Here is a 25,599-nt window from a genome sequence, read left to right as displayed (position 1 = left end):
CTGAATATAATTATATACGAATAATGTAAAATCATTGTTAATCTTTTGTTTCGTATTGTAAATTTTCACGGTTCGTTTACAATCAATAGATGATAGTCTTTCTAATTTGCATCGCTTGTACATATATATGAAAATAGAAAAGAGTAGGCGGTGATATAGTATGAAAAAAAAGTATATTATTATGGCTCTAGCTGTTGTTCTCTTAGTTTATTTAGCAAACAGTAATCCGGGTAAGGGAGAATATACGGATTGGGCAGCAAAACAATTTATGAAGCGTAATGATGTGAGTAAGAAGTTAGAAGAGGTTGAGAAAGAAAATAAAGAGGGTATACTTGGCGACTTAGCATCAGCGGGAAAGAAATTGGCAAATAAGTATGTTGAACCACAAGTTGGATTATTAATCGAACATTATACAAAGCGAAATGATTATATTTTCTTCTCAACATATACGACAGAGTTTGATTTAGGCGGAGAGAATTATAAGTATGTTTGTGTTGGTTTTTCAAACATCTTTATTCCAATTGAAATGCCGAAGAAAAAAGACGAATCTGCAAAATAATGCAGATTCGTCTTTTTGATTTACGGAGTGATCTGAACCTCAGATACATTTTTTTCTATGAGGCGAGCTCCTTTTTTACGAGTATTTTCACCAATTGATGAAAATACAGATGAAGAAAGAATGGTATCCATTGCTTGATTTACGACTAGTTCATTTACTGGTGTAATGGGATTATCGATAGAAAAGACAACTGTTTTTCCATCTTCTTTTACGAAAACTAACTCTAGTACTTGCATGCTTTATTCCCTCCTTTTTAATTACAGGTTAGAAAGATCTGACGTGCTTACAAGTTGTACAGCGTGAAGTGATGATTGTTGTAGTGAAGCAAGAGCGCGTGCTACTTCATGTACTTTTCCTAAATCTGCATTTGTTTTCACACGTTTGAACTGCTTGTTCTTAAAAACTGTTTTACCGTTTTTGTCTAATCCTCCGTTTAATACAAGGCGTAAAGTTAAATCCATTACGATTGTTTCAATTGCCATGTTTATCACCCCCTTTCACTTTATAAATAGGTGGTAAATGTCATGTTTTGGCGTGAAATTTTTTCTTTTTTTTGGTACTCTTAAAAGACTAAGAGAGGAGCTTTCGGGAGAATGAATCGTAAATGGTTATTTTGGATTCCTGTATTACTATGGATGGGGATTATTTTCTATTCTTCAGCACAGCCATATAAAAAACAGGATATGCGCTCGGATATTGAGCAATATATAAATGTTGAGTTTGTGAAAGAGCATTTTTCATGGGTATCTATCGATTATGGCGGAGGTACGCCTGTTAGTATTGCAAATAAAGGTGTAGGTGGATTTGTTGAGTTTTTCCTACGTAAAGGTGCTCATTTTATGGTGTTCTTTATGCTCGGTTCATTGACGTATTATGCTTTTCATCGATCGGGTTATTCGAGAAAAAGATGCTTTGCATACGCCCTCCTTTTCGTTGCCGGGTATGCAACATTTGATGAAATTCATCAATGGTTTACGGGAGACCGTACACCGATGTGGCAAGATTCATTGCTTGATACGTGCGGCGGGTTAACAGGAATTATAATAAGCAATTGGTTTTGGCATAGAAAAAGGAGCTAATCTCAGTTAGAGATTTGCTCCTTTTTCATGTATCCACCTTATACGCCAAGTAATTCTTTTAGTTCGTCTGTTGATAGCTCGGTCATCCAACTATCGCTTGTAATGACGGCGTTGTTTAATGATTGTTTTCGTTCTAACATTTCATCAATCTTCTCTTCAAGTGTTCCTGTTGTAATAAGTTTATGAACGTGAACGAAGCGTTTTTGACCGATGCGATAAGCACGGTCTGTTGCTTGGTTTTCTACAGCTGGATTCCACCAACGGTCATAGTGAATGACATGGTTGGCAGCAGTTAAGTTTAATCCTGTTCCGCCGGCCTTTAATGATAAGATGAAGATGTCATACGTTCCGTTTTGGAACTGCTCAATCATCTTGTCACGCTCTTTCTTCGGTACGCTCCCGTTTAAGAAGAGGACGCGCTGACCGAATGTTTCTTCTAACATACTTTTTAGCATGTTCCCCATGCCAATGTACTGAGTGAAGATTAAGCAACTTTCATTTTGGTCTTTTATATTTTCGATGAGCTCCATTACCGTTTTTGTTTTCATAGAGCGCTCGACGATATTTTGTGGTTCTTCTTCTTTCAAATAAAGGGCTGGATGGTTACAAATTTGTTTTAGCTTGTTCAGCATAAGTAATATAAATCCGCGTCTTTCAATTCCGCTTAATCCTTCTACATTTTGCAATGTATCTTGAACAAGTTGTTCGTATAAGGAAGCCTGTTCACCAGTTAGTGAACAATAAGCTTTCTGTTCTTGTTTATCTGGTAAGTTTAATGCGACTGTTTGATCTTTCTTCGTACGACGCAGTAAAAACGGCGAGATAAACCGCTGAACTTGCTGGATTTTTCCTTCATCGCGGTCCTTTTCAATCGGTGTGACGAAGCGGCGCTGGAATTGTCCTAAGCTTCCGAGATACCCATGATTGATAAAGTCGAAAATAGACCAAAGCTCAGCAAGTCGGTTTTCCATCGGTGTACCGGTCAAAGCAATTTTATGATTTGCTTGTAAGTTTCTTACTGCTTTCGACTGTTTCGTATGTGGGTTTTTTATATTTTGTGCTTCGTCTAAAATAACAGCGTCCCAGCATAACGTACTAAGTTCTTCTTCATCAAGCTGAGCTAATGCATAAGAAGTTAATATAACATCTGCTGATTGAAGAAAATCTTTAAATGACTCATCCTTAGCTCGGTTACTACCATAGTGTAACTGAACACGTAAACTTGGTGCGAAACGCTCAAATTCTTTTTGCCAATTTCCAAGGACTGATGTTGGTGCCACAATTAATGCAGGACCTGTTTGGAGATTGTTTTCTTTAGCGTATAGTAAGTAAGTTATCGTTTGAATACTTTTTCCAAGTCCCATATCATCGGCTAATAATGCCCCAAATCCAAGCTTTCGTAAGTATAGCAACCATTCAATCCCGTGTTGTTGATACGGGCGGAGTGTTGCTTGTAGCGAAGATGGTGTATCTACTTTTGGAATATCTCCAATGTGCAGAAGCTTTTGGAAAAGTTCTTCATAATATCCATCTAGTTCGATTTCAATATCGCTAAACGGACTATCGTCTTCTACAATTTCTGTTTCCGCCGTGCTAGATAAATGTTGCTGCAACACGTCTTTCATTTCTAGTCCATATTTATCGGCACGGTGCATTAGTTTTCTTACTTCTTCAATAAAGGCAGGATCAAGTCTCATCCATTGACCATTTAAATTGAAAAGACGCTTGTTCTGCTCAACGAGTTCGAAAAATTCGCTTTCTGATAAATCAATTCCGTCCGTTGAAATGCGCCAGTCGAAATTAACGAGCGTATTCATACCGAAGAAAGACTGTGTTTGTGCTGTACTTTGCTTCAGCTGTACACGTAACCTTGGTTTTGTTGCTTTTAAATTTTGCCACCATGATGGTAGTAGAATTGTAATACCTGCTGCGAGTAATTCATTGCTTGCTTCGGTTAAGAAGTTCCAAGCTTCCGTTTCAAAGAGTTCTTCTCGGAACTTGTCGTCCTCTTTTAGCCACGGTACGAGCTTACTGAATCCTTCTTGTGTTTCAAGAATCCGTTCTTCGTAATCGTGCCATCGTTTTGGCAAGGAATCGATACTTTCATATACATATATGCGATGCGCACCACGTTTTGGTGTAACGATTGTTTCAAGCTTCCACATTTCAAGTTCTTCTTGCGGTTCTTGTAGTCTTAAGCCGACTGTAAATGGAAGGTCATCTTCAATGTAACCAATTTTTCGAAGCCAATCTTCTTCATGTAGTGCTGCTTCCAATTGCCTTTTCGTAAAGTCGTAATGTTCATATAGTCTCTTTGCATCTTCCCATCCGTCATTTGAGCGAGCATCTTGCAAAATACTTTCGTTCACAGCGGCAGAGAAAAGCGATGCTAACATGTCATCTTCAATTGAGGTATTCTGAACTTTCCAAGATGGCTGCTGAGACCAATGCTTCATGTCAGGTGCGAAGCTGCCGCTGACGAAAGCGTCCCATAATTCACTTGCGTCCTTTGTAAGTGCCGTAATAGGACCGTTCATTTGCATATTTGCAAATGAATTCATCGGTTTATTTGCGATGTATTCAAATGCCTGTGCATTCGTTAACATAACGCCTTGTTTTCCCTCATACGTTGCTTCTTTTAAAAACGTTCCGTAGAAGGAAGTAGAGTGCCATGCGAATGCATTTTTTTTCCAAGTTGCTACGGATAAGAGCGTACCGCTATCATCTTCTCCCCAAAGGAACCAACCTTGACTAACGTGCTGGAGCCTAATTGTTACTTCAGTTTGTATGATCATCGATTAATTTTCCTCTCCGTAATTCCTCTTGTAGTGCACGCAGACGTGAATGTAAGTTAGCGATATGAATAATGAAAGCATCCCATTCATCAGTTCGCTTCAGTCGTTTATAAAGCATACGTAATTTCTTTAAGTAACGAACGGCACGTTTATATGATTTGCGATTTCGCTCTTCAATTGCTTCCATTGCGGCATGGTGATAAAGAGGAAGTGCTGCTTCGGGCGCTTCTTTTTCAATATCTTTCAATGGTTCTTTCAAAAGTTCGATTACTTCGAATCCATACAAGAGCTGAAGTTCCGTCCATGCATGGTATTGTTTCTTCGCTAGTACGTATTGTTCATAATTTGTGAAACTATACGGTAATAGTTCTTGTAAAATCATTTCTAATCCCGCTTGTTCATTCGTATGCGTTGCATATGTCTCATACATCATCACAAATAATCGAACGATATCTTGTATGAAGACGGTATTCTCTTGTTCCGTTATCGTTTCTTTTACTTGTTTATAAGTAAAGGAAAGCCAGCTTTTAGCACGGTCCCACTGCATCGCACTTAATAACTCTTCTAACCAATAGAAGTAAAGGCTCACAACAGAAGCAGGCTGTTTTTTGAGTAATTCCATTGCCGATAAGTCTTCATTATTTAAAAAGAGCAGATGAGAAGATGCTAATGCTTTGGAAAGTGGATTGATTTTAGCATCGATTCGTTTTTCTTCTTCTTGTAGCTGCTCTTCTGTTCTTAACAGTTCACCCCATACGTGACGATAAATGAAGAATCGCTCTTGTGTATAGGCATCGGTAGAGAAGAATGCTTCATGTATGAGCCGAGCTGTTTCTTGTAAAATCGGTTTGGATTCTTCTGGAATCTCCTCTGTTTTTAGGTCCCTAACGGTAGATTCAACTTTATCAACGAATAGGCGAACGACGTTAACTGGTTGGTGATAAGAATATAGTTTGTTTGCTTCAAATTCTTGAATTTCTTCTAATAATTTTTGAAAGCAATAAAGTGCCGCGTGCAACTTAAATAATTCATGAATAGCAACGATGCGCGGAGCTTTCCGCTCTAATTTTGTATAGAAGTCTGTAAAAAGACTCATAAGAAAATACATTTGTTTATAAGTGAGCCGCGCTTGTTCTTTTTTAAATGATTCATATTCATTTTCAAAGTATGTTTGCCAACTTTTATAATCCATTTCTTCAAAAGCTGATGATTGCAATACTTGTCGTGCAGTTCGAATAGGAGGAAGAGAAGGTTTTGTATTATTTTTGAATAAAGTTAATACATCTCCTACCTGCCCAAAACTAGAAGCTGCAGATAGTAACACAGCAAGCATATGCTGACATTGCGTTGGTGCGAAGCAATCGCAATAGCTTTCAGTGACATTACGAATCGGGATGTGAACGCTATATACACTGCCTTCAGCATTTACAGTTCCGGATAGTGTATAGCCATCAAAGTCAACGTTATAGACAACACCACTACGATATAGGTGCCGAGCTGTAGCGACATGCTCCTGATCAGCAACTTGCTGTGGATCAAGCCCTTGAACGAATTCATTCGCAATCATCATAATTTCATCTTTCGTAATTGAGTCTTGCAGCATAATATTCCTCCGTACACAGATTTCTTTCCTTTACCATTATAAACAAAAAATGCTCAAAACAGAAAAAATGAAATTCTGATTACAAAAAAGGATGTTGCCTAGTTGAACTTTCCTACTAGGAACATCCTTTTTGGGAATTAAGAGCGTGATTCTTGTAATACCGCTTTTACATATGGATCATGTAATATTTGTTTTATAATTGGTAACATGTTTTGCTCGAATGGAATATCAATAGGGAATGGCTTTTGAGAGCCTGGTTTTATTCCGTATTGTACGAGTTTGTAATGTGTATTTTCTTCAGACTTGAGCACAATTAATTTATAGCGATTGTCATCGTTTGTTAGCGAGAAGTCAATTGCGATTGCATCATATGTTACATCATCTTTATATATGTACGGTTTTGGTGTACCGACCCAGTCTACTTTTGCTTGTATATTCATGGACATAACCCCCTTATAGCTATTATAAAAAAATAAAAGCCAGCTCTCAATAAAGAGAACCGGCTGTAATTTAGCAGTCATTGGTTATTTTAAAATTTTCACTTTAACAGTTTTGCGTCCCCATTTTTGAGAAGCGCTATCTGATCCAAGTAGAACGTCGATACGGTTACCTTTAATTGCACCGCCAGTATCACCAGCGATTGCTTCTCCATAACCTTCAACCCATACTTTAGATCCTAATGGGATTACTTTCGGGTCAACAGCGATCATTTTCATGTTTGGGTTCGCTGTTAGGTCATGACCCATTGCAGTTAATACACGGCCGCCGTATGTGCCACCGTTTTCGCTCGGATGAGCTGTATATGCTGTAGCTACAACTGTTAACTCACGACCATTAGAAGGTTCGCTAGTTTCAGCAGCTTTCACAGCAGGCTTAGCAGCTGTTTTTACTGGTGCAGGTGCTTGAGCCTTAGCTGGCGCTTTAGCAGGAGCAGGCGTTTCTTGTTTCTCGATAACAGGTGCTGTACCTGTTAAGAAAGGAACATGAACATAAGCCGTTTTCCCGTTATATTCAAATTGTAACCACTCATTTTGTACTTGGTTCGTTGTTTCGATCATATCGTCTTTCTTAAGCGTTCCAAGAATTTCTGAGTTTGTGTTCGCTTCAGCACGTACATTTAATACGTTAGCTGTTACATAGTAAGAGTTCTTTGTAAACTCTGTACTTACGAATGCGTCTTTACCATCTAATTTGATTTGTGACCATCCGTTTTCTGTATTTAGAACATCTAATTTATGACCATTCTGTAATTTACCGACAACTTTTGATTCAGTAGTAGGGTTTTCTCGTACATTTAGTACGTCTGTTTTTACAACAGTTTCTGCGTTAGCAGATGCGGTGAAAATCCCAAGACCAAAAACTGCTGCTGTTGCTATTCCAATTAATTTTTTCATGATAGCCTCCATTGCGTTTGTTTTCGTGTCCTCATTATAGCAACAGATTTTTTCGGATTTTGGGAAAACACACAATTACAAACCATTCGTAATAAGTCGTTAACAATTTGTAATATAGCTAGAATTAGAGGGAAGCGTTTTTCACTCCGTACTTTTAGTAGGTTTATAGTTATAGTCAAAATTTTTACTACAACATTTTTTTCAGTGGAGATAAAAGTATTGCTAACGTGTTACAAAATGATTACTATACAGTTACATTCCTTGAGTATTTTACCGTTTTATGGGTAATATAGTTATATAAACATAAACATCTCGTTTGTGAAGTTATAAACACGCGCTATATACTAGCAAAAAAACCGCATAATTGTTACAAGAAGAAAGGGTTATAAAGAATAAATCTGCCCTTTTTTAAAACTGTAACACATCCTTTTTTGGGAAAATCTCTTCCCATCCGCATTTTTCTCACACAATTTGACAGTAGTATTCCAATCTTGTAGCTCTTGCAGAGTGAAAAGGTTGTACGGAAGGTAAGGCTGTCCATAAGAACTCTAATTGGTGAAGGCAAACTTGAGAGAGCCGAAAGAAAATCACCACAAAAAACTATGGTTTTCTATCCGATTTAACACATCGGAATTTATGATATTCACAAGAAATGAAACATACGAAGGGGGATTTGATGAGGAAACTGACGAAAACATTTATTGTCTCATTAACATTATGTATTACATTTACATTTTGGGGGATTATTCCCGAATCTATTATTGGAAAAGGTAGCTTAGGAAATGTAACGACTGCAATTCAAGCTGCGTTAGTTAGTAAGTTTGGATGGTTCTATATTATTTCCGTTTCTATTTTCTTAGGAATTGCTATTTTCTTAATTGTTTCTAAGTACGGTTCGATTCGTTTAGGTAAAGATGATGATGAACCTGATTATAGTTATATGACATGGTTTGCTATGTTATTTAGTGCCGGTATGGGAATCGGTTTGGTTTTCTGGGGCGTTGCAGAACCATTGAATCATTTATACACACCTCCGTTTGGAGAGGGTGCGACTGAAGAGAGTGCACGTCTTGCACTTCGTTTCTCATTTTTCCATTGGGGATTACATCCGTGGGGATTATATGCACTTGTAGCATTATGTATTGCGTATTTTACATTTAGAAAAGGAAGAGCAAGTACAATTAGTGCGACAGTGGGTCCACTATTTAAAGGCGGTGAACATGGCCGTATTGCACATATGTTTGATGTTCTAGCTGTATTTGCGACAGTATTTGGTGTGGCAACATCATTAGGACTTGGGGCGAAGCAAATTGCGGGTGGTGTTAGTTATTTAACATCCATTCCAAACTCATTACCGACACAGCTAGTAATCATTGGAATTGTAACTGTTCTTTATATGCTATCTGCGCAAACGGGACTCGATAAAGGAATTAAATATTTAAGTAATGCGAATATTATTTTAGCGTTTGCACTTATGATAATTGTATTATTTGCAGGTCCAACAAACTTTATTATGAATTATTTCACTTCAACAATCGGATCATACATTCAAGAATTACCAAGTATGAGTTTCCGTTTAAGTCCATTAAATGAAGGCGGAAATCAATGGATTCAGTCATGGACGATTTTCTACTGGGCATGGTGGATTGCATGGTCACCATTCGTAGGTACGTTTATTGCTCGTGTGTCACGCGGGCGTACAATTCGTGAATTTGTTATTGGTGTGTTACTCGTACCAACAGTAATTGGTGCGCTTTGGTTCTCTGTTTTCGGAGGAACAGGTATTCATATGGAATTGTTCGACGGGGCGAATATATATGGTCAAATTAAAGAAATGGGCACAGAAGTAGGATTATTTGCTATGTTAGACCAGATGGGTAGTATGGGCCCGGCTTTATGTGTGTTAGCTATTTTACTTATTTCAACATTCTTTATTACATCGGCAGACTCTGCTACGTTTGTTCTAGCGATGTTAACGACACATGGTAGCTTAAACCCACCAAATCGCATCAAAATGGTTTGGGGTATTGTTCTAGCGGCGATAGCTTCGACCTTATTGTATGTCGGTGGATTAGAGGCGCTGCAAACTGCGTCGATTATTGCGGCATTCCCATTTGTATTTGTTATTTTCTTTATGATTGCAGCACTATTTAAAGAGTTGCAAAAAGAAGGGCGTATGAAATAACATTAATAATAGAAGAAAAAAATTCTGTATATATAAATAGTATTAGGACTGTCGAATGTCGGCAGTCCTTTTTCACTGTTCTATCCTATTGTAGGAAAAGCATTACTTTGTTGCGGAATACTATAGATATCGGTAATTTAAAAAGAAAAATCGATATGGTTCGACAATATCCGATATTTTACACATTATATTCATATTTGTGACAAAAATATGTCGGAAATGTGTTGTCACTTTTATGTATATGTGCTATATTATTTCCTGTAAGCGATTTCAAATAGTTTTAAATCGCATTCAAGGGGGACAACTAGAATAATGAAACGTTACGAAAGAAAGTGGAAGCATATTTGCTTGAAACGTGTGGCACATCGAAATGCCCAAGAAAGCACGGAACCGAAGACTGAAACTCGTAAAGAGCATCAAGAGAAGCAATTGGTTCTACAAAAATAGCAATCACTTTTTCGTATATAAATGAAGGTCGATCGTTCGTTGGGGGATGGACGTGAAATAACTTTCTGCTAAGGGGTATTGTCTGATATATAGTATTACGGTAAAAAATAAGCACAGAGCATACGGCGCTCTGTGCTTATTTTTTAATGAAATCTATTTTTCTTTTTTAAATCGTACTGTTTTATCCCAACCAATTACTTGTTTCTTGCTCTTTGCACGTAAGTAAAGAATGAGACTGCGAATAAACAAATACGTAAAGAGCTGTGCGTACGTAAAGTACATAATGACGCTTATGAAAATGTTGGTCGGTGTAAAGGTTCGTTCGACGCTCTGGGCACTAAATAATTGAGAAACATATGTAATATATGCGACATACCACATAAATAGTAATGGAATGCTATATTGAATTTGGAATATGCCGAGCAGTCCAATTACAAACCAAACGTTTGAAATGATTAGGAATAGCCAAAATACGACATACACTAAAACTTGTTGTAAGGAATGGACGAGAAGTTTTCCTTTAAAGAAGCTTAACGAAGAAAACATTTTTTCTAAAATGTATAAGTTTCCTTGAAGCCAACGTGTACGCTGTTTAATAAGAATGTTTAAATGCTCAGGTTCTTGTTCCCATGTAATCGATTCCGGGACGATTGGTAAGAGATAGCCCTTTTGGGTAATTCTTAATGTTAATTCGGCATCCTCTGCGATTGCATAAGGGTCATAGCCGCCAAGTTCTTCTAATGCGGAACGACGAAGAAGCATATTTGTTCCGGTTAGTGAACCTGTTTGGAATAATAGCCAGCGTCCAGATTGCATAAGGAGCTGGAAAATCTGAAATTCTAATGAAATCATTCGTGTAAGCCAATTTCTTTTTTCATTTACTGTACGAACGTGTCCAACTGCTCCAACGGCATCCTTTGTTGTTTCAGCATGTTCTACGAGCATTCGCAGTGCATGTGGTTCAGGTTGATTATCTGCATCGTAAACACAGAAATATTCACCATCCGAAATGCTAAGGCCGTAGTTTAATACACGCGATTTTCCTTTCGGTTCGCCAGGTGGTACACGAATGTGATGAATATGAGCATAAGCTCTGTCGAAATCATCGCCAATTTCAGGTGTTTCATCTTGAGAGTTATCGTTTAATAAATAAACGTTTAGTTTGCCTGGGTATTCAATCTTTGCCATCGCTTCCAATGTATCTTTAATAACAACCCCTTCATTATGGGCAGGTATTAAAATATCTACACTTGGATAATGTTCTAGCGTACGATCTTTTCGTTTACTATTTCGATGAATTAAGCCCGCAATTGTTAAGAAAGAGTAATAAACGAGTAAACCAGAGAATAGAAAGGCCGTAAAAATCAATACATATTTAATTGAAAATGTGATGCTGATCCAGAAAACAAGTACACAAAACAAAATAAATAAAAGAAGCATAACGAGTGTCATCATAGTGGGGTATGTCCTTTTGTATTGATTTGTTCTCGTTTTATTTTAATATCTTGAATTGCTTCAGCAGCAAGCCATTGCTTCATTTTTGGATGTAGACGGTTCATTACAATGTCAGCACCGGCTTTATTTGTGTTTTGTAATAAAATGACTAATGTGTTGCTGTCATATTCAGCAGCAAGGTCAAAGTCAGTTCTGACTGTATCAACTAATAATGAAGCTACACGATCCATGACGCTTTCCTTCGTATATTTACTAAAGGAAGTGAAATCGAAGAAAATGATAATGCCTGTTTCATTCCGACGATTCATCGCAGTTGTTAATAATGCTTGTCGTCTTTCGAATTCTTGTCTTGTTAATAATTTTGATTCTCCAATGTATTGCTCAAGCACTCTCACTCGTTCAGTTAACTCTTTATTTTTAAGGATAACCTTTTTTAATAGATGGGTTGAAATATAAACAATGAAGAAGTTAGCTGCCATCAGGAAGTGGGTAATAATATATTCCCATTGATCTGATGTACTCCATAAGTGAAGCCATGCTTCATAAAATAAATAGAATACTGAAATAATGGTTCCCAGTATGAAGAAAATAAATGCTGTTTTATCAGCTAAAAATAGGAATAGTACATTTATGATGACATATATAATTGTAAAAATGAGCGCGTGCTCATATTTCGTCACATGTACAGTAGTAAAATAAAATAAAATTTGTAAAATCCACATAGAGAGGACTTTATAGGACTTATCTTTCACGAAACGTTCCTCCTTAAAGATAATTCGTGCTGGATATTTGTAGTATGCACAATTATTAAGAAATGGACCATGTATTGGTCTTATCCCTGTCAAGTAGACAATATTAAAAAGACTAAGCAGCCATCGAGATTCGATATTCTATCGGAGCTCGGTGGTTGAGTCGTTTTTGGAACCGTTTATAGTTATAAAAATAAATATACTCTTCAATTGCTTGTATTAAATCTGCTTCTGTTTTAAAATGATTCAAATACAACATTTCCGATTTAAAATGGGAGAAAAATGACTCAATACAGGCATTATCATGGCAGTTTCCTTTGCGAGAGTGGCTGCCAATGATACCTAAACCTAAAAGTCGTTTGTTGTAGGCGTGAGATGTGTACTGGAATCCCTGATCTGAATGGAGAATGGTTCCACGCACATCTCTTTTTTGTGCCAACATTTCAATTGTATCTAATACAAGTTCATTATCGTTGCGCTTGGATATTTTCCAAGAAACAACTTCGTTATTATAAATATCTTGTACAACAGAAAGATACCGAAATCCCTCTTGGAATCGTAGGTAAGTAATATCTGTAACAAGCGCTTCATTTTGTTGGCGATCTTTGAATTCACGGTTTAAAACATTCGGAAAAACATTGGAATAGTTCCCTTTAAAGAAGCGACGCTTCTTTCGAATAATAGATTGAATGTTGAGCTCGCTCATTAAGCGATATACTTTTTTGTGATTTATAAAATATCCCTCTTCCTGTAAAGCGATTTTCATACGTGGATAACCATATTCCTTGTGCCTTACGTGAATAGATTGTATTACTTTTTTTAATCGTTTCTCGGATTCTAGTCGCATGTTTTTCATACTTTTTGTATGAATCCACTTATAGTAACTTGAACGATGTACACCCGCAAATTTCGTAAGCCATATAACTGGATATTTCCCCTTTAATGATTCAATAATATGATATCTCACCGTATATTTTAGTGCACCTCCATTTACAGATTCGGATACTGCTTTTTTAAATATTCAACCTGTGCCTTATAGTAGTCACGTTCCTCTTCAATCGTCTTAAAATGAACGCGTTTGCCTTTTAGAGGATTTGATATACCTTTCATTCCACCATTTTTTCCACGAGTATCTGTAATTTCACCAAATTCTTTATATTTTTTCACCCAATTTTTTAGTTGTGTAGAGCTTCTAATCTGATATTTTTCCTTTATCATATTGTAACTTCCTTCTCCGTTTAAATAACTTTGAACAGCCGCTAACTTTAATTCTTCTGAATATGTAATAAATGTTGAACCTTTTTTAGTCATGAAAAATCCCCTCCAAGTAATAGTGTAACATCCATGTATGTACATGGTCTTTTTACACTGTCTACTTAAAGGGGATAATATCAGTTTGGAAATATACAACTGTTTGGACATAAAAAAGACCATCGAAATGATGGTCTTGCAGACTGTAGACAAATGCATAAAATAGCGGATGAACCTTTCTCTGAACACTTACTTTACTTCTTTCATAAATAGTCTAACGTTTTCAGCGATTTCTTTGAATTTGGTATGGTGTAAATAATGTGATCCATCCATGGTTACTACTTTTCCATGTACCGAGTCTTTGATCTGCCCTTCATGCAGAGGTATCCATCCTGCTACACCTTCATTATTCGCTTGTACAAAGAGAAGAAGTGGAAGATATTTAGGGAAGATTAAACCTTGAGCCCCTTTAAAATTAGACGAAATATGGTCCATCTCATTCAAGGTTGTGTCATTATACATGTTTTTATTCGAAATCATTTTCATTTGCTCTACGGTTTTTTCATCAAATGCCAGTCCAGCATAGGGGTCAGCACTGATTTTCATAGCCAATCTTAAGAGACCTGATTTTTTGAGATATGCAAACGTTTTTAATGGGAAATTGATATCCATACCCGGTTGTGTTGCAACACTGCTATCGATTCCGACAAATGCAGTCACCTCGTTTGGATATTTGTTCACATAATCAATTCCATAAATGCCTGTAATGGAGTGGCCCATGAGCATGTATCTGTTAATATTAAGCTGCTGTAGAGCTTCATGAACTTCACTTACCATATTCTCCGTGGTTCGCTCTTTTACAGTTTCATCACTTAATCCATAACCGAAAGGCTCTACCGCAACAACTTTGTAAAATGGAGATAATTCATCGATAAGAAGCTTAAAATCAAGCCCTGGAGTAGCTGTTCCATAACCAGGCAGGAGCACGATCGTTTCCTCGCCCTCGCCTTGAATTAACACATTCATGTTTCTCCCGTCTACAGATACGTGCTGCCCGTAGGGCACTATTCGTTTTTGCTCCGAATGACTACTCATCACATTTGCGATATAAACAATACCTAAAAAAAGTACAATGGCTAGAACGATTGCTCCTATGATTTTAAGTAAGATGTTTCGCACTTTCTTTATTTTCATTCCACTCAGCGTTTTCTTTTCCTCTTGTTGTGTCACTGTCATCTTCTCCTGTCCTGATCTGTTTGCCTTCCTTCATGTGCCTGTAATGAAAACTTAACCAATGAAGATGTACTCACCATGACGACAATATGAACTGAATATGAACTGCCAAAAAAAATGCTACGGCTCTATATGCAAGTAAGCTTGCATATGAGTCGTAGCATAGAGAATGAATCTAACTAATCTGTTGGTGTAGTGATTGGCAAGGTGACAATGAAGGTCGTTCCTTGACCAGGTTCACTTTTCACTCGGATGTCACCTTGATGAAGCGACACGATCTGTTTAACGATAGCGAGTCCCATACCACTTCCGTCATACTTACGACTGTGGGAACGATCGGCCTTAAAAAAACGCTCGAATATACGCTTCTGGTCGTCAAGGTGAATACCAATACCAGTGTCGGATATTAGGATTGTCACGTTTTTGATATCTTGTTTGATGCTTACGTTAATCACGCCGGTATCCTCGGAAAATTTGATGCTATTTCTGAGGATATTCGTCCATACCTGATTTAACAGGTCATGATCAGCCGTTATTTTAACTGTCTGTAAATCAAGCTCGAAATGTATATCGCGAGCAGACCATTGTGGCTGGAGCGCCACGATTATCCGTCGGATTTGTTCATCGAGGCTGAGCGTGACGAGCCGCAGTTGCTTTGACTGCGATTCAAGAAAACTCAGCTTTAGCAGGTTATCGCTCATTTTGGACATCCTTTTCGCTTCAGCGATGATAATATCAAGATAACGGCTTCGTTCGTATTCTGAAAGGTCAACTTGCTTAAGCACTAGAGCATAACCGGATATCGAAGTGAGCGGAGACTGAACCTCGTGCGACACGTTCGTTACGAATTCCCTGCGCATCCGCTCAAGTTGCTGCAGATCGTGCATCATTTCTTCGAAGCTACGAGCCAAAGTACCCAGCTCACTCGTTTGCTTAATATTCAACTTGACGTTGAAATCTCCAGATGCTATCCGCTTGGTCGCTTTTGTCAGCTTTTTTATCGGTCTTACCAGGAATACAGAGGCAACTAGAATCAATAAGCTTCCTGCAATCAACGAACATGTTGCAAAGACCAATGCCCATTTTGTGACAAAAGAGGCTGAAGGAGGGGCGAGCGCTTCCAAAAATATCGCTTTCGTTCCCATTTCCGTTTTCAACGGCAACCCTAAGAGGACCGTGGCAATACCATTAGGAGTGTCCTGAACAACACCTCCATCTAATACTTTCTTTAGTTGCTCCATCGTCACAGGCGCAGGTTTGTGTCCGTGACGTTTACCGTAAGACTTGAACTGACCCGTTGCTTCGTAAATTCGAATATAATAAGAATCGAGCTGCTTCATTTCACTTACGAACAAGTCCGCTTCATGTAACGGAAAGGTCTTGTAAATCCGGACGATGTCTTGGCCAAAGTTACGTAAGTTGATTTGAGCGTTTTCGTTCAATTTATCTTCGAATATCCAAGTTGACACCAAAAAAGAAATGATCGTGCCCCCGATGATGGAGACTAAAAATGTCAGGACAACACGTATATATAAGGATCTGATCATTCATAAACCTCAAGCCGATACCCAAGCCCGCGCACCGTTTCGATCCGAAAATCGGGTGTTGTCGCGAACCGTTCACGCAGCCGTTTAATATGTACGTCTACCGTTCGATCATCTCCGGCGTAATCGATACCCCAAATCTGATCGATCAACTGCACGCGCGTATAGACTTGTCCGGGTGTTCCAGCGAGCTTATACAGCAATTCGAACTCCTTTAGCGGCAACGTAAGCGACTCCGTCCCTTTCATCACCTTATAGGTCTGTCGATCAAGGATGACGTTCCCTAAATGGATCGTCTGCGTGGAGCCAATCTTGTATCGTTTGAGTAGTGCCCTAACACGAACCGTCAACTCTAACGGATCGAATGGTTTGGTTAAATAATCGTCCGTCCCAAGTTCGAAACCTTTCACTTTCTCCCATGTTTCTCCTCTCGCAGTCAGCATAAGTAAAGGTAGATCAGGATTGGCTCTTCGGAGCTCCTTGCTTAACGTCCAACCATCCATAATCGGCATCATAATGTCAAGTACGACAAGATCGACATTCGTTGAGATGTAGACGGCCAGTGCTTCCTTGCCGTCCGCTGCTTCAGCTGTTGCGAATCCGTCGTTGCGTAGAAATAAACAGACGAGTTCGCGAATGTTCGCATCGTCGTCAGCAACTAGTATAGTAGGCATCGGTTCCCTCTTTTCCCTGTTTTCCACCGCATTATTTCAAGCAATCATTATACTATAAATTAACACGTATGTTGATTAACCAAAGTAATACAGTTTCTTGATTTATCGACCTGTAGAATTCAAGTGTTTCTTTCAAACTAATTTGTCACTCAATTGACAAGGCTTCACAAAGAAACAGGCGTGTGAAACCTGCAAATGACAAGCGTTTATTTTGTCTTTTGGCCTTGTGCACGAAGAAATTTCAGCAAAGCATAGGCAATTATAGCTGTGAATAACTGATTGAACAACGCATTGGATGTTGTGCCAAACAATACGGGAACGTTCAAATTCAGCTAAATCCAGCGGAAAAATGATTCAATTGCCCAGCGCTATTTGTACATGGCGGCGATTCCTTCGGACAGATAGATTGGTAGAACGCATATTCCCCAAACTACTCCAGTAATTACACCATCTGAAATAACACGTCCCATACCCACTAATTATTTTTCATCAAATGCGTAAATGGCGTATCAACTTTGATTGCACATTCGTTCCAAATCATTACTTGTTAATTTAAGTGAATTCCACCATAAAGATTCATATAGGTTTAGTAATTAGTCAAAGTTATTAGGGTGTTCTGTCGTATAATTTATATATTATCATATAATTACCTCCTGATTTTTGTATATTATAGTTCTACATCAACACATAATATATAACTTTTTCTCATTGCTTATTGAACTAATCTGCTCCGTTCAAGAAGAACCCTATCAGTTTAAATAACTCAGATTTTGGCAAAATTAAATTGATTCAAATGATACCCACCTTTTAGTAATCTCAGAAAATTTCTTAGTCGCGAGTGAGGTTGGTTTTCTTATAGCTAATCCAATAGTTCGATAGCTATCACTTTCAAGTGGAATGGCTGCAAAAGAAATTTTTGATGTCGGTATAATCATTTCTGGCAATATACTAATTCCTAGATTATTCTCCACCATGGAGATCACTGAGTATTCATTCATATTTTCGAATCTAATATTGGGACTAACTTTATTCTCCCTAAATATTTTTTGAATATCATCATAACACTGATATGTTGGCATAATAAAAGGTACATTTTCTATTTGTTGCATTGATACTTGGTTTTCCTTACATAATGGGGATTGGTTAGATACAACACATAAAAGTCGATCCCTCTTCAATTGTACGATTTCAAAGGATTTTTCAAAGGATTCAAAGTAAGTATCATTATTAATAAATCCACAATCTAATCTCCCGTTTTGTAACCAATTCTCAACCTCAGCATAGTTTCCTTCCAGTAATTCGATTTCAATATTTGGAAACTTTTCCTCCATTTTTTTAAGAATACCAGGAATCCAGTTTTTAGAAATACTCGAAAAAACCCCCACTCTTACTGTTCCTTTTTGGAACCCATTGATAGCGGCTACTTCCTGCTTCAGCATGTTGTTATAGTATAAAATTTTCCGAACGGTAATTAAAAGCTCCTCTGCATTTTTGGTCAATGTTAAAGTAGAGTGATTACGAATAAATAAAGGAAAGGACAACTCTTTTTCCAAACTGCTAATTGCATGACTTACAGCAGATTGGGTGAAACCTAACACTTCTGCAGCTTTTGTAAAACTATTGAGTTCTGCCACTTTGTTAAATATTTCATATTTTGTTAAAGTCACTATGGTCCTCCTCATGAATTTTATTCATGTCTCCATTATATTTCTTCGTTTTATTTAATGCCATTACCAACATATAATAAGTGCATGCTCTATTATATGACCCTTGACAAGGAATGTATTTTTTATGGAAGGATGAAGTGAAATGCAAAAAATTTTAGTTACAGGTGCTGCAGGTAAGATTGGCCAAGATGTTACAAGATTCCTAGATAAGCAAGGGAATTACCAGTTACGGCTAGCAGATATTAACTTATCTGCTTTAGAAACTTTTAAAGATACAAATCATGAAATCATATATTTAGATGTTTCTGATTTAGCTGCTTGTCAAGAATTTACGAAAGGTATAGATATAGTTATACACTTGGCAGGTAATCCTTCGCCAAATGCTGATTTTTATGGCTCCTTATTAGAAAATCATATAAAGGGAACCTATAATATTTTTAGAGCTGCTAGTGATAATAATGTATCCAAAGTGATAGTTGCTTCCAGTGCTCAAACAATTGAAGGCTATCCTTTGGATTATCAACCACATGCTTATTCACCCACGAGGCCCAAAAATATGTACGGGGTAAGTAAGTGTTTTGCAGAGGCTGTCGCTTCTTATTTTGCTTATGAAGAAGGGTTACAAAGTCTTGCTATTCGTATAGGTGCATATGATGATTATAATCCATATGGTAAACCACTAACAGCTAGAGATATGAGTGCATACTTAAGCCCAGAAGATTTTATGGACCTTCTCTTAAAGTCGATGACGGCAAAGAACTTACCTCCATTTTCAATTTTACATGGTGTATCTAACAACAGGTTTAAACGAATTGATATTGAAGGAACAAGAAAGTTAGTTGGTTATAGCCCAAGTTCTGATGCTTTTGTACTAAGTGGTATTAAGTTCTTTGATTCTTGATAAAGGCATATCTAGAAAAGAGATTATATTATTGTTATTTAGCTTTTATTTGTTCTATTTTCAATAGCTGCAGTTTCTACAATCATAATATTCCAATTTTCTCAGATAGGGCACACTATTCTTCTGTCTCATTTGTGGAACAACTCTATTGTCACCACTAGTTCCACAGATGTTCTTTTCCTTTTCAACATTATGGGGGAGCACCATCAAAACGCGAATTTCGTACGCTAAGCAAAATTTCATAAGAAAAAGCCGATTTCCGGTACTCTAAGAGAATAATTGGCTTTTTACTGTTAAGTTGTTTGTAGTGATTGTAGGGAGTCTAATGATGCAATTTCTTTTATACTAAATCGGTATTTTCCTAGAATATTAATGTGTTCCCATTCTAATGGAGAAATATATTTCAATAATTCTTCATTAAGATGGGAATCAAATAACTCAACTTTCGCACCTATAAAATAAGCGGGGAGATTTAGCTATATTGAATTTAGAGTCTATCAATTGTGTACTGTACAACTTGAGTAAAATGAAAAACACCTCGATCCTTGGTATAGTGAGATTACCTAGAAATCACTACCACAGAAGAGGTGCCTTAACTACAATAGCTCAAAATAACCAATATCATCAACTACCAAAAGAACTTAATTCTATTTTTTCCGAGCTTGAAATGAAGATCCAGCTAAGGATGCAGTCTATCGCTTCTTATAAACGGTGCCAATGTTCAATTGGCGCCCTTTCCTGCTGCTGTTTAGTATGAATGCGATTAAAAAAGTAACTCGACTTACGAAAAAAACCGCTCCAAAGTGTTGATTGTGCTTATCATCGTAACCGCAGTAAAAAAGTTGAATTGCTAGCACACTATTTTGAAACCTTGGTTAACTATTCCAACTTTGAAGTATTTCCTGTTATTAATCAATGAGTAAGGGGCAAAATTCAAAGTATATGGTGGCACTATTTGTACTTCTTTCTGTAATCTCTACTCATCGAATAAATTTAGAGCTATCACTCATGCCTTCAGTTGAACACCCCGATGACTGAACTAAGATAAGTTATGGATGAAGCGCCCGTGCCATCGCATCAAAATAATTCTGACTGGCACGCTGACTCACTTCGGCTTCAGGCACAAGTACTTCAAAGCAATGGAAGCAGCCGGGGTAGAGATGAAATTCAACATCTACTCCTGCTTGTGCAAGTCGTGTTACATATTCAATAATTTCATCTCGGAATAAATCGAGTTGACCTACACATGTATAAGTTGGCGGTAGTCCTGCTAAGTTGTCTGCTCTCGAAGGTACGGCATAGGGAGATGGTTCGTTAGTATCGTTCTTCTTTCCCAAGTACATATTCCAAGCCGTTAAATTGTTTGATCTATTCCATGTTGCATTGTCTTCTATAATCTCATAGCTTGATGGTGTTATGTTGTGGCTATCAAGCATCGGATACAGCGGCATCTGAAAAATAATAGATGGACCTCCTTTATCACGAGCCATTAACGCAAGCGCTGCTGTTAGTCCACCGCCTCCACTTGCACCGGCGATCGCAACTCGATTCACATCAATTCCAAGCGAGTCTGCCTCATTTGTTATCCAAACCAAGCCTGCATAACAATCTTCAATAGCCGCTGGATAAGGATGTTCAGGCGCAAGTCGATAATCGACAGACACAACAACGCATTCAGCAGTCTGAACAAAGCGTTCACACAAAACATCGTCCATATCAGGGTGGCCCATTACGTATCCACCACCGTGAATCCACAGCATAGCTGGAAGTTTATCAAGATTTTTCTCAACGGGTTCGTAAATTTTAACTAACATCTCGCCGGCTGCGCCAGGAATCATTCGCTTGGTCATGTTTACAAGCTCTGATTTTTCCAAATGTGGATTCGACAAGAGACTTCGACTCGCCTCTAAATCCCCCTCTAATTGAAAGCCTGGAAATTGTGAGAAAGCCTGTTTTAATTCTGGTAATACTTGACTGTCAATTTTCATATAAATTCCTCCAGTTAAATAATGAAACTTGATGTAATCCTTATGGAATAATTAACGGAATAGATGTGTCTCCTGTTCTCCTTCAGCTTCCCATTTGGCAATTTCCTCTCTTACCCGAGGGGCAACTTCTGTTCCAAGCAATTCTATGGCACGCATGACTTGATCATGTGGCATGGTACTTAATGGTACATACATCATAAAGCGTGTAATCCCTACATGCTTACGAAGATGAATGATTTTTTCGGCGACTGTATCTGGATCACCAACATACAACGCCCCTTCAAAACTTCGTGCAGCATCAAAGCTGGAACGATCATAATAAGGCCACCCCCGCTCTTTACCAAGTTTATTCATGCCTGCCTGAGTGGAAGGGAAAAATGTATCTGCTGCCAATTCCGTATTCTCTCCAACAAATCCAATTGAATGAGATCCCACCTGAAGCTTTGATACATCATGACCAGCGTGAGCCGCTGCTTTCTTATATAGCTGTACAATTCGTGCAAAGTGCATTGGGCTACCACCAATAATCGCCAGCATAAGTGGTAATCCCAGAAAACCGGCACGGATAGCAGATTCCTGATTCCCACCGCTACCAACCCATATCGGTAAAGGATTTTGAACAGGTCTTGGATACACACCTAAATTATTGATTGCTGGTCTATGTCCGCCTTCCCAAGTCACTTTTTCGGACTGACGTATTTTGAGCAGTAGGTCCAAATGTTCTTCAAACAGTTCTTCATAGTCTTTCAAGTTATAGCCAAACAATGGAAAAGATTCGATAAAGGAACCACGACCCGCCATAATCTCTGCGCGTCCATTTGAAATGCCATCCAGTGTAGAAAAATCCTGAAAAACGCGCACAGGATCAGCTGAAGAAAGCACGGTTACTGCACTCGCGAGCCGTATCTTTTTCGTTTGTGGTGCCGCCGCTGATAGAACCATCGCTGGAGAGGATGCTGCATAATCCTTTCTATGGTGCTCACCAACACCAAACACATCAAGTCCTACTTGATCAGCAAGAACGATTTCTTCAACAACTTCACGTAATCGCTGTGCGTGACTTATCACTTCACCACTATGAACATCTGGTTTCGTTTCTACAAAAGACGTAATACCTATTTCCATTTGTTATCTCTCCTAGTCCAATTAGATTTTAAGTCAAAAAAATTAATCATTTCCTTTATGGTAGTAACGTGTTTCTCATATTGGCTAGCACACGTTTATTTCATAAAATCTTAACTCGTCTGGTCATAGCCCAAAAAAGAAGAGCTAAAGCACTGACAGAGGCTCCGAGTAAGGAAACCCCTCCCCAGCCAAAGTGTACGTATATTTGAGTCGACGCAATTGAACCACCAGCACTGCCGATAGAATAAAACACCATATATCCAGCAGTAAGTCGACTCCGTGCTTCTGTATGCAATGGAAGGATCATGGTTTGATTCGTGACATGTATTGCTTGTACGGCCAAATCAAGTAGAACTATCCCTATCACTAATGCGATTAATGACTGCTCTATATAGCTGATGAACAACCATGAAATCAATAATAGAGCTAAAGCAATGCCTGTCGTTCGTTGTCCGTAACCTTGATCGGCCAATTTCCCTGCCCGTGCCGCAGCCAAGGCTCCAGCCACACCTACAAGACCGAATGCGCCAATTGCACTATGAGATAGAGCAATTGGCGGTGTACTAAGTGGCAGTACTAGTGAAGTCCACAAAATGCTGAAATCAGCAAAAATCAGCATGGCTAGAACGGAGCGAACGCGTAAAGTTCGTTCTTGAATAAACAAAGCAAGCACCGATCTAATCAACTGAGGGTAGGATAGCGATTTTACCTCGCGCTCAACATTGGGCAACATCTTTATAAACATAAAAACCATCAAAAGCATGAGCGCTGCAGAAAATAGATATACAGAACGCCATCCCGCAACATCTGTTAATATACCAGCAAAAGTACGTGCGAGAAGTATGCCAATAACTATCCCACTTGTTACAATGCCAACGACACGTCCTCTTTCTGTAGGGGAAGCGATGGTCGCTGCAAACGCCACGAGAGTCTGTGTCACAACTGCAAGCAGACCCACCAAAGCCATACCTGCGAAAAGTACCATGCTGGAGGAAGCAGTACCAACTATAACCAGAGCTGTTGTAGATAATAGCATCTGACCGACAATTAGACGTCGCTGGTTTAGCAAATCTCCAAGCGGTACGAGTAGTAGTAAGCCCAATCCATAAAAAATTTGTGTAATGGTAATAACAACACCAATAATGGAATGGTTAATACCAAACTCATTAGATAGTTGATCAAGCAACGGCTGTGCAAAGTAAATATTGGCAACAGACATTCCACAGGCAGTCGCAAACAATAATACCAAAGCGTGAGACATGGATGGCTGTTGATTCAAATTAGGTTTTGTTATGGAAGATTTATGACTTATCTTAGTGTAGAGTGGATCATCTTCTATATTTGTCTCTGTTTTGCACATACCTTAACCTCCAATCACATTAGATTTTTAATCATAACATACCGTTCAGTACAATATGATTACTGGTAAATATAACTTAGCCTTATTCATGATGTCAACGATTTTTTTGCACTAAAGTTAATGTTGCATTAAATGAATGGATCTTGATTTGACAGGAAGAATAGCTAATTATATAATAATTACATACTGTTTGGTAATAAAAAAACAATTGTAATTACCTACACACCTATCCTAAAACAATTAATAAAATCAAAGTTTGAGGAGGAGAATTCTTAATGGCAAGAACCCGTGAATTTGATGAGGATCAAGTTTTAGATGCAGCAATGCAGTTATTTTGGGAGAAGGGATATGAGGCTACCTCATTAAGTGATCTTACTTCTAGAATGGGCATTCAACGCCCTAGTATTTATTCGACTTTTGGAGATAAGAAAGAATTGTTTGAAGCCACACTTCGCAGGTATACAATGTCTCGGGCCTCTGATATACGAAATAGGCTTCAAAGTCACTCCTCTGTAAAAGAGGCATTTTCTATTTTCTTTGCCGATGTCGTCAATGAAGAATACGCAGGGGATCTTAGTAAAGGTTGTTTTTGTATCAATACAATGGTTGAACTAGCACCTCATGATGAGAGATTTGAAATTTTGACCAGAGAACATCAAATGTACCTCGCCGTCATTTTTCAGGAGACGATCGAACGAGGAATCCAATCAGGTGAGCTGGAATTCAACACAGATGCAAAGTCTTTGGCACAGGCACTGATTGTAGCGTTAATCGGTCTAACGGTTATGATGAAATCTCGCCCCCAACGTTCATTTGTGGACAATGTAATAGCAGCGACGCTCACATTACTTAAGTGACATGATTGTATTTAAAAGTACGAAAACCATACCTTTATAGGGGTAACGTCAAATCTCCATCAAGCTACAATTTTATAGTACCCCCAGAACGAAATTTTGTGCTAACTTGTAACAAAAAAGCTCATTTTTTCGTTTTGGGGCTGATTTGTTTTCTTAAGTTGATGGGCATGTGGCAATGGCCCATATAACAACAATTAGTTAAATTAATATTTTATTCGTTGTTTTATTTCTTTAAAACGATCATGTATTAATTTCTTGATATCCGGGTGATCTTTATATAAGGTAACGGTATACATGATGGAAGATGCAAGAATAGTAGACCATATTAACCAATCTCCAGCATGAGAAAGAACTTTAATTATTTCACTCGTAAACTGTTCCTGTCCCGCTTGAAATGTCGATACGAGCGAGTTAAGATTGAACAACAATAAAATAACAATCCTGCCCAAAAGCATAATAATCCATCCGATAATATACGTATAGCCTCCAACACTACATAATTGATTATTATGATGAAAAACTTTCACCCTCTTAGCTTGCCAATAACCAACTATCGCTCCTAATATAAGCAAGCTAATTAATTCAATTGTAATAATATAGTCCAATCTATTTGGAAGACCCATATAAGTTCTGATTATAGCCATGATTGGTATACCAAGAAGATCGAAGCTATCTACTTTCTTCGGGATAAGCTGCCTAATAATCAATACAATAACGACTACAAGAATAATAA

At 38.0% G+C, this 25,599-nt stretch carries 24 protein-coding genes and 1 pseudogene; 6 read left to right on the top strand and 19 right to left on the bottom strand.

The window, feature by feature from the left end:
- Positions 1–160 precede the first annotated feature (160 nt).
- A complete protein-coding gene (locus AB3X48_RS05935; RefSeq protein ID WP_002034805.1) occupies positions 161–559 on the top strand; it encodes a DUF4359 domain-containing protein in 399 nt (132 codons plus the stop codon).
- Positions 560–579: 20 nt separating this feature from the next.
- Here the strand turns inward: AB3X48_RS05935 and AB3X48_RS05930 are convergent, their stop codons facing one another.
- Together AB3X48_RS05930 and AB3X48_RS05925 are read right to left on the bottom strand one after the other, a co-directional pair.
- On the bottom strand, positions 580–795 hold the full coding sequence (locus AB3X48_RS05930) for a DUF2922 domain-containing protein (protein WP_088099695.1): 216 nt from the start codon (positions 793–795) through the stop codon (positions 580–582).
- Between the two features lie 21 nt (positions 796–816).
- The gene (locus AB3X48_RS05925; RefSeq protein WP_002112951.1) at positions 817–1,041 is read right to left on the bottom strand and encodes a DUF1659 domain-containing protein; all 225 of its coding nucleotides are present in this window, start codon (positions 1,039–1,041) and stop codon (positions 817–819) included.
- Between the two features lie 111 nt (positions 1,042–1,152).
- Between AB3X48_RS05925 and AB3X48_RS05920 the strand changes: the two genes are divergently transcribed.
- Positions 1,153–1,638, top strand: coding sequence for a VanZ family protein (locus tag AB3X48_RS05920; protein ID WP_002068432.1), 486 nt, complete (start codon positions 1,153–1,155; stop codon positions 1,636–1,638).
- Between the two features lie 38 nt (positions 1,639–1,676).
- Here the strand turns inward: AB3X48_RS05920 and AB3X48_RS05915 are convergent, their stop codons facing one another.
- The 4 genes from AB3X48_RS05915 to AB3X48_RS05900 form a co-directional block, all read right to left on the bottom strand.
- Complete coding sequence (locus AB3X48_RS05915) at positions 1,677–4,433, bottom strand: DEAD/DEAH box helicase (RefSeq protein WP_016106660.1); 2,757 nt, start codon at positions 4,431–4,433, stop codon at positions 1,677–1,679.
- Positions 4,417–6,036: an SWIM zinc finger family protein gene (locus tag AB3X48_RS05910; RefSeq protein WP_199715269.1), complete on the bottom strand. Its 1,620-nt coding sequence runs from the start codon at positions 6,034–6,036 to the stop codon at positions 4,417–4,419. Before AB3X48_RS05910 ends, AB3X48_RS05915 begins: the two co-directional genes overlap by 17 nt.
- Positions 6,037–6,173: 137 nt before the next feature.
- On the bottom strand, positions 6,174–6,476 hold the full coding sequence (locus tag AB3X48_RS05905; RefSeq protein WP_199715268.1) for a DUF3910 family protein: 303 nt from the start codon (positions 6,474–6,476) through the stop codon (positions 6,174–6,176).
- An 84-nt stretch (positions 6,477–6,560) separates the two neighbouring features.
- Positions 6,561–7,430: a cell wall-binding protein EntA gene (locus tag AB3X48_RS05900; protein WP_367959037.1), complete on the bottom strand. Its 870-nt coding sequence runs from the start codon at positions 7,428–7,430 to the stop codon at positions 6,561–6,563.
- Positions 7,431–8,106: 676 nt separating this feature from the next.
- On the opposite strand from AB3X48_RS05900, the gene opuD reads away from it, so the two are divergent.
- Positions 8,107–9,615 (top strand): glycine betaine transporter OpuD, encoded by a 1,509-nt coding sequence (opuD, locus tag AB3X48_RS05895; protein ID WP_367959035.1) that lies wholly within the window; start codon positions 8,107–8,109, stop codon positions 9,613–9,615.
- A 312-nt stretch (positions 9,616–9,927) separates the two neighbouring features.
- Positions 9,928–10,062, top strand: a complete 135-nt coding sequence (locus AB3X48_RS05890) for a hypothetical protein (RefSeq protein ID WP_002068447.1) — start codon at positions 9,928–9,930, stop codon at positions 10,060–10,062.
- Positions 10,063–10,215: 153 nt separating this feature from the next.
- Here the strand turns inward: AB3X48_RS05890 and AB3X48_RS05885 are convergent, their stop codons facing one another.
- From AB3X48_RS05885 to AB3X48_RS05850, 9 genes and pseudogenes are all read right to left on the bottom strand, one after another.
- A complete protein-coding gene (locus tag AB3X48_RS05885; protein ID WP_204208512.1) occupies positions 10,216–11,517 on the bottom strand; it encodes a glycosyltransferase family 2 protein in 1,302 nt (433 codons plus the stop codon).
- Entirely contained in the window at positions 11,514–12,269 is a 756-nt protein-coding gene (locus AB3X48_RS05880) for a diguanylate cyclase domain-containing protein (RefSeq protein WP_088099690.1), read from the bottom strand. Before AB3X48_RS05880 ends, AB3X48_RS05885 begins: the two co-directional genes overlap by 4 nt.
- A 112-nt stretch (positions 12,270–12,381) precedes the next feature.
- Positions 12,382–13,233: an IS3 family transposase gene (locus tag AB3X48_RS05875; RefSeq protein WP_016103639.1), complete on the bottom strand. Its 852-nt coding sequence runs from the start codon at positions 13,231–13,233 to the stop codon at positions 12,382–12,384.
- 23 nt (positions 13,234–13,256) lie between these two features.
- Positions 13,257–13,577 (bottom strand): helix-turn-helix domain-containing protein, encoded by a 321-nt coding sequence (locus tag AB3X48_RS22055; protein WP_002114332.1) that lies wholly within the window; start codon positions 13,575–13,577, stop codon positions 13,257–13,259.
- A gap of 189 nt (positions 13,578–13,766) precedes the next feature.
- The gene (locus tag AB3X48_RS05870; protein ID WP_078181932.1) at positions 13,767–14,747 is read right to left on the bottom strand and encodes an alpha/beta hydrolase; all 981 of its coding nucleotides are present in this window, start codon (positions 14,745–14,747) and stop codon (positions 13,767–13,769) included.
- A 182-nt stretch (positions 14,748–14,929) separates the two neighbouring features.
- Positions 14,930–16,297: a sensor histidine kinase gene (locus AB3X48_RS05865; protein ID WP_088099379.1), complete on the bottom strand. Its 1,368-nt coding sequence runs from the start codon at positions 16,295–16,297 to the stop codon at positions 14,930–14,932.
- The gene (locus AB3X48_RS05860; RefSeq protein ID WP_001142154.1) at positions 16,294–16,968 is read right to left on the bottom strand and encodes a response regulator transcription factor; all 675 of its coding nucleotides are present in this window, start codon (positions 16,966–16,968) and stop codon (positions 16,294–16,296) included. The genes AB3X48_RS05865 and AB3X48_RS05860 overlap by 4 nt, the downstream gene beginning before the upstream one ends.
- A gap of 386 nt (positions 16,969–17,354) precedes the next feature.
- Positions 17,355–17,600: pseudogene (locus AB3X48_RS05855) on the bottom strand (GNAT family N-acetyltransferase); the annotation flags it as partial.
- Between the two features lie 147 nt (positions 17,601–17,747).
- Positions 17,748–18,635: a LysR family transcriptional regulator gene (locus AB3X48_RS05850; RefSeq protein ID WP_002165339.1), complete on the bottom strand. Its 888-nt coding sequence runs from the start codon at positions 18,633–18,635 to the stop codon at positions 17,748–17,750.
- A gap of 142 nt (positions 18,636–18,777) precedes the next feature.
- On the opposite strand from AB3X48_RS05850, the gene AB3X48_RS05845 reads away from it, so the two are divergent.
- Positions 18,778–19,536, top strand: a complete 759-nt coding sequence (locus AB3X48_RS05845; protein ID WP_002014092.1) for an NAD-dependent epimerase/dehydratase family protein — start codon at positions 18,778–18,780, stop codon at positions 19,534–19,536.
- Between the two features lie 1,049 nt (positions 19,537–20,585).
- Here the strand turns inward: AB3X48_RS05845 and AB3X48_RS05840 are convergent.
- The 3 genes from AB3X48_RS05840 to AB3X48_RS05830 all read right to left on the bottom strand — a co-directional run bounded on the left by AB3X48_RS05840 (position 20,586) and on the right by AB3X48_RS05830 (position 24,009).
- Complete coding sequence (locus tag AB3X48_RS05840) at positions 20,586–21,524, bottom strand: alpha/beta hydrolase (RefSeq protein ID WP_199710133.1); 939 nt, start codon at positions 21,522–21,524, stop codon at positions 20,586–20,588.
- 51 nt (positions 21,525–21,575) lie between these two features.
- Positions 21,576–22,649, bottom strand: a complete 1,074-nt coding sequence (locus AB3X48_RS05835) for an LLM class flavin-dependent oxidoreductase (RefSeq protein WP_016091903.1) — start codon at positions 22,647–22,649, stop codon at positions 21,576–21,578.
- Positions 22,650–22,749: 100 nt separating this feature from the next.
- Positions 22,750–24,009: an MFS transporter gene (locus AB3X48_RS05830; protein WP_016105534.1), complete on the bottom strand. Its 1,260-nt coding sequence runs from the start codon at positions 24,007–24,009 to the stop codon at positions 22,750–22,752.
- Positions 24,010–24,284: 275 nt separating this feature from the next.
- On the opposite strand from AB3X48_RS05830, the gene AB3X48_RS05825 reads away from it, so the two are divergent.
- Positions 24,285–24,866, top strand: a complete 582-nt coding sequence (locus AB3X48_RS05825; protein WP_088099381.1) for a TetR/AcrR family transcriptional regulator — start codon at positions 24,285–24,287, stop codon at positions 24,864–24,866.
- Between the two features lie 203 nt (positions 24,867–25,069).
- On the opposite strand, the gene AB3X48_RS05820 is transcribed toward AB3X48_RS05825, so the two are convergent.
- On the bottom strand, positions 25,070–25,597 hold the full coding sequence (locus AB3X48_RS05820; protein WP_367959026.1) for a hypothetical protein: 528 nt from the start codon (positions 25,595–25,597) through the stop codon (positions 25,070–25,072).
- Positions 25,598–25,599 lie beyond the last annotated feature (2 nt).

Source organism: Bacillus sp. S4 (assembly GCF_040838205.1).
Lineage (GTDB): Bacteria > Bacillota > Bacilli > Bacillales > Bacillaceae_G > Bacillus_A > Bacillus_A cereus_U.
The sequence above is the reverse complement of the archived record's forward strand: the minus strand, read 5'-3'. Positions and strand labels throughout refer to the sequence as shown.

Excerpts from the sequence above, each read along its gene's own strand:
- AB3X48_RS05935 (WP_002034805.1), top strand. The coding sequence starts at position 161 with ATGAAAAAAAAGTATATTATTATGGCTCTAGCTGTTGTTCTCTTAGTT.
- AB3X48_RS05930 (WP_088099695.1), bottom strand. The coding sequence starts at position 795 with ATGCAAGTACTAGAGTTAGTTTTCGTAAAAGAAGATGGAAAAACAGTT.
- AB3X48_RS05925 (WP_002112951.1), bottom strand. The coding sequence starts at position 1,041 with ATGGCAATTGAAACAATCGTAATGGATTTAACTTTACGCCTTGTATTA.
- AB3X48_RS05920 (WP_002068432.1), top strand. The coding sequence starts at position 1,153 with ATGAATCGTAAATGGTTATTTTGGATTCCTGTATTACTATGGATGGGG.
- AB3X48_RS05915 (WP_016106660.1), bottom strand. The coding sequence starts at position 4,433 with ATGATCATACAAACTGAAGTAACAATTAGGCTCCAGCACGTTAGTCAA.
- AB3X48_RS05910 (WP_199715269.1), bottom strand. The coding sequence starts at position 6,036 with ATGCTGCAAGACTCAATTACGAAAGATGAAATTATGATGATTGCGAAT.
- AB3X48_RS05905 (WP_199715268.1), bottom strand. The coding sequence starts at position 6,476 with ATGAATATACAAGCAAAAGTAGACTGGGTCGGTACACCAAAACCGTAC.
- AB3X48_RS05900 (WP_367959037.1), bottom strand. The coding sequence starts at position 7,430 with ATGAAAAAATTAATTGGAATAGCAACAGCAGCAGTTTTTGGTCTTGGG.
- opuD (WP_367959035.1), top strand. The coding sequence starts at position 8,107 with ATGAGGAAACTGACGAAAACATTTATTGTCTCATTAACATTATGTATT.
- AB3X48_RS05890 (WP_002068447.1), top strand. The coding sequence starts at position 9,928 with ATGAAACGTTACGAAAGAAAGTGGAAGCATATTTGCTTGAAACGTGTG.
- AB3X48_RS05885 (WP_204208512.1), bottom strand. The coding sequence starts at position 11,517 with ATGATGACACTCGTTATGCTTCTTTTATTTATTTTGTTTTGTGTACTT.
- AB3X48_RS22055 (WP_002114332.1), bottom strand. The coding sequence starts at position 13,577 with ATGACTAAAAAAGGTTCAACATTTATTACATATTCAGAAGAATTAAAG.
- AB3X48_RS05865 (WP_088099379.1), bottom strand. The coding sequence starts at position 16,297 with ATGATCAGATCCTTATATATACGTGTTGTCCTGACATTTTTAGTCTCC.
- AB3X48_RS05860 (WP_001142154.1), bottom strand. The coding sequence starts at position 16,968 with ATGCCTACTATACTAGTTGCTGACGACGATGCGAACATTCGCGAACTC.
- AB3X48_RS05845 (WP_002014092.1), top strand. The coding sequence starts at position 18,778 with ATGCAAAAAATTTTAGTTACAGGTGCTGCAGGTAAGATTGGCCAAGAT.
- AB3X48_RS05840 (WP_199710133.1), bottom strand. The coding sequence starts at position 21,524 with ATGAAAATTGACAGTCAAGTATTACCAGAATTAAAACAGGCTTTCTCA.
- AB3X48_RS05835 (WP_016091903.1), bottom strand. The coding sequence starts at position 22,649 with ATGGAAATAGGTATTACGTCTTTTGTAGAAACGAAACCAGATGTTCAT.
- AB3X48_RS05830 (WP_016105534.1), bottom strand. The coding sequence starts at position 24,009 with ATGTGCAAAACAGAGACAAATATAGAAGATGATCCACTCTACACTAAG.
- AB3X48_RS05825 (WP_088099381.1), top strand. The coding sequence starts at position 24,285 with ATGGCAAGAACCCGTGAATTTGATGAGGATCAAGTTTTAGATGCAGCA.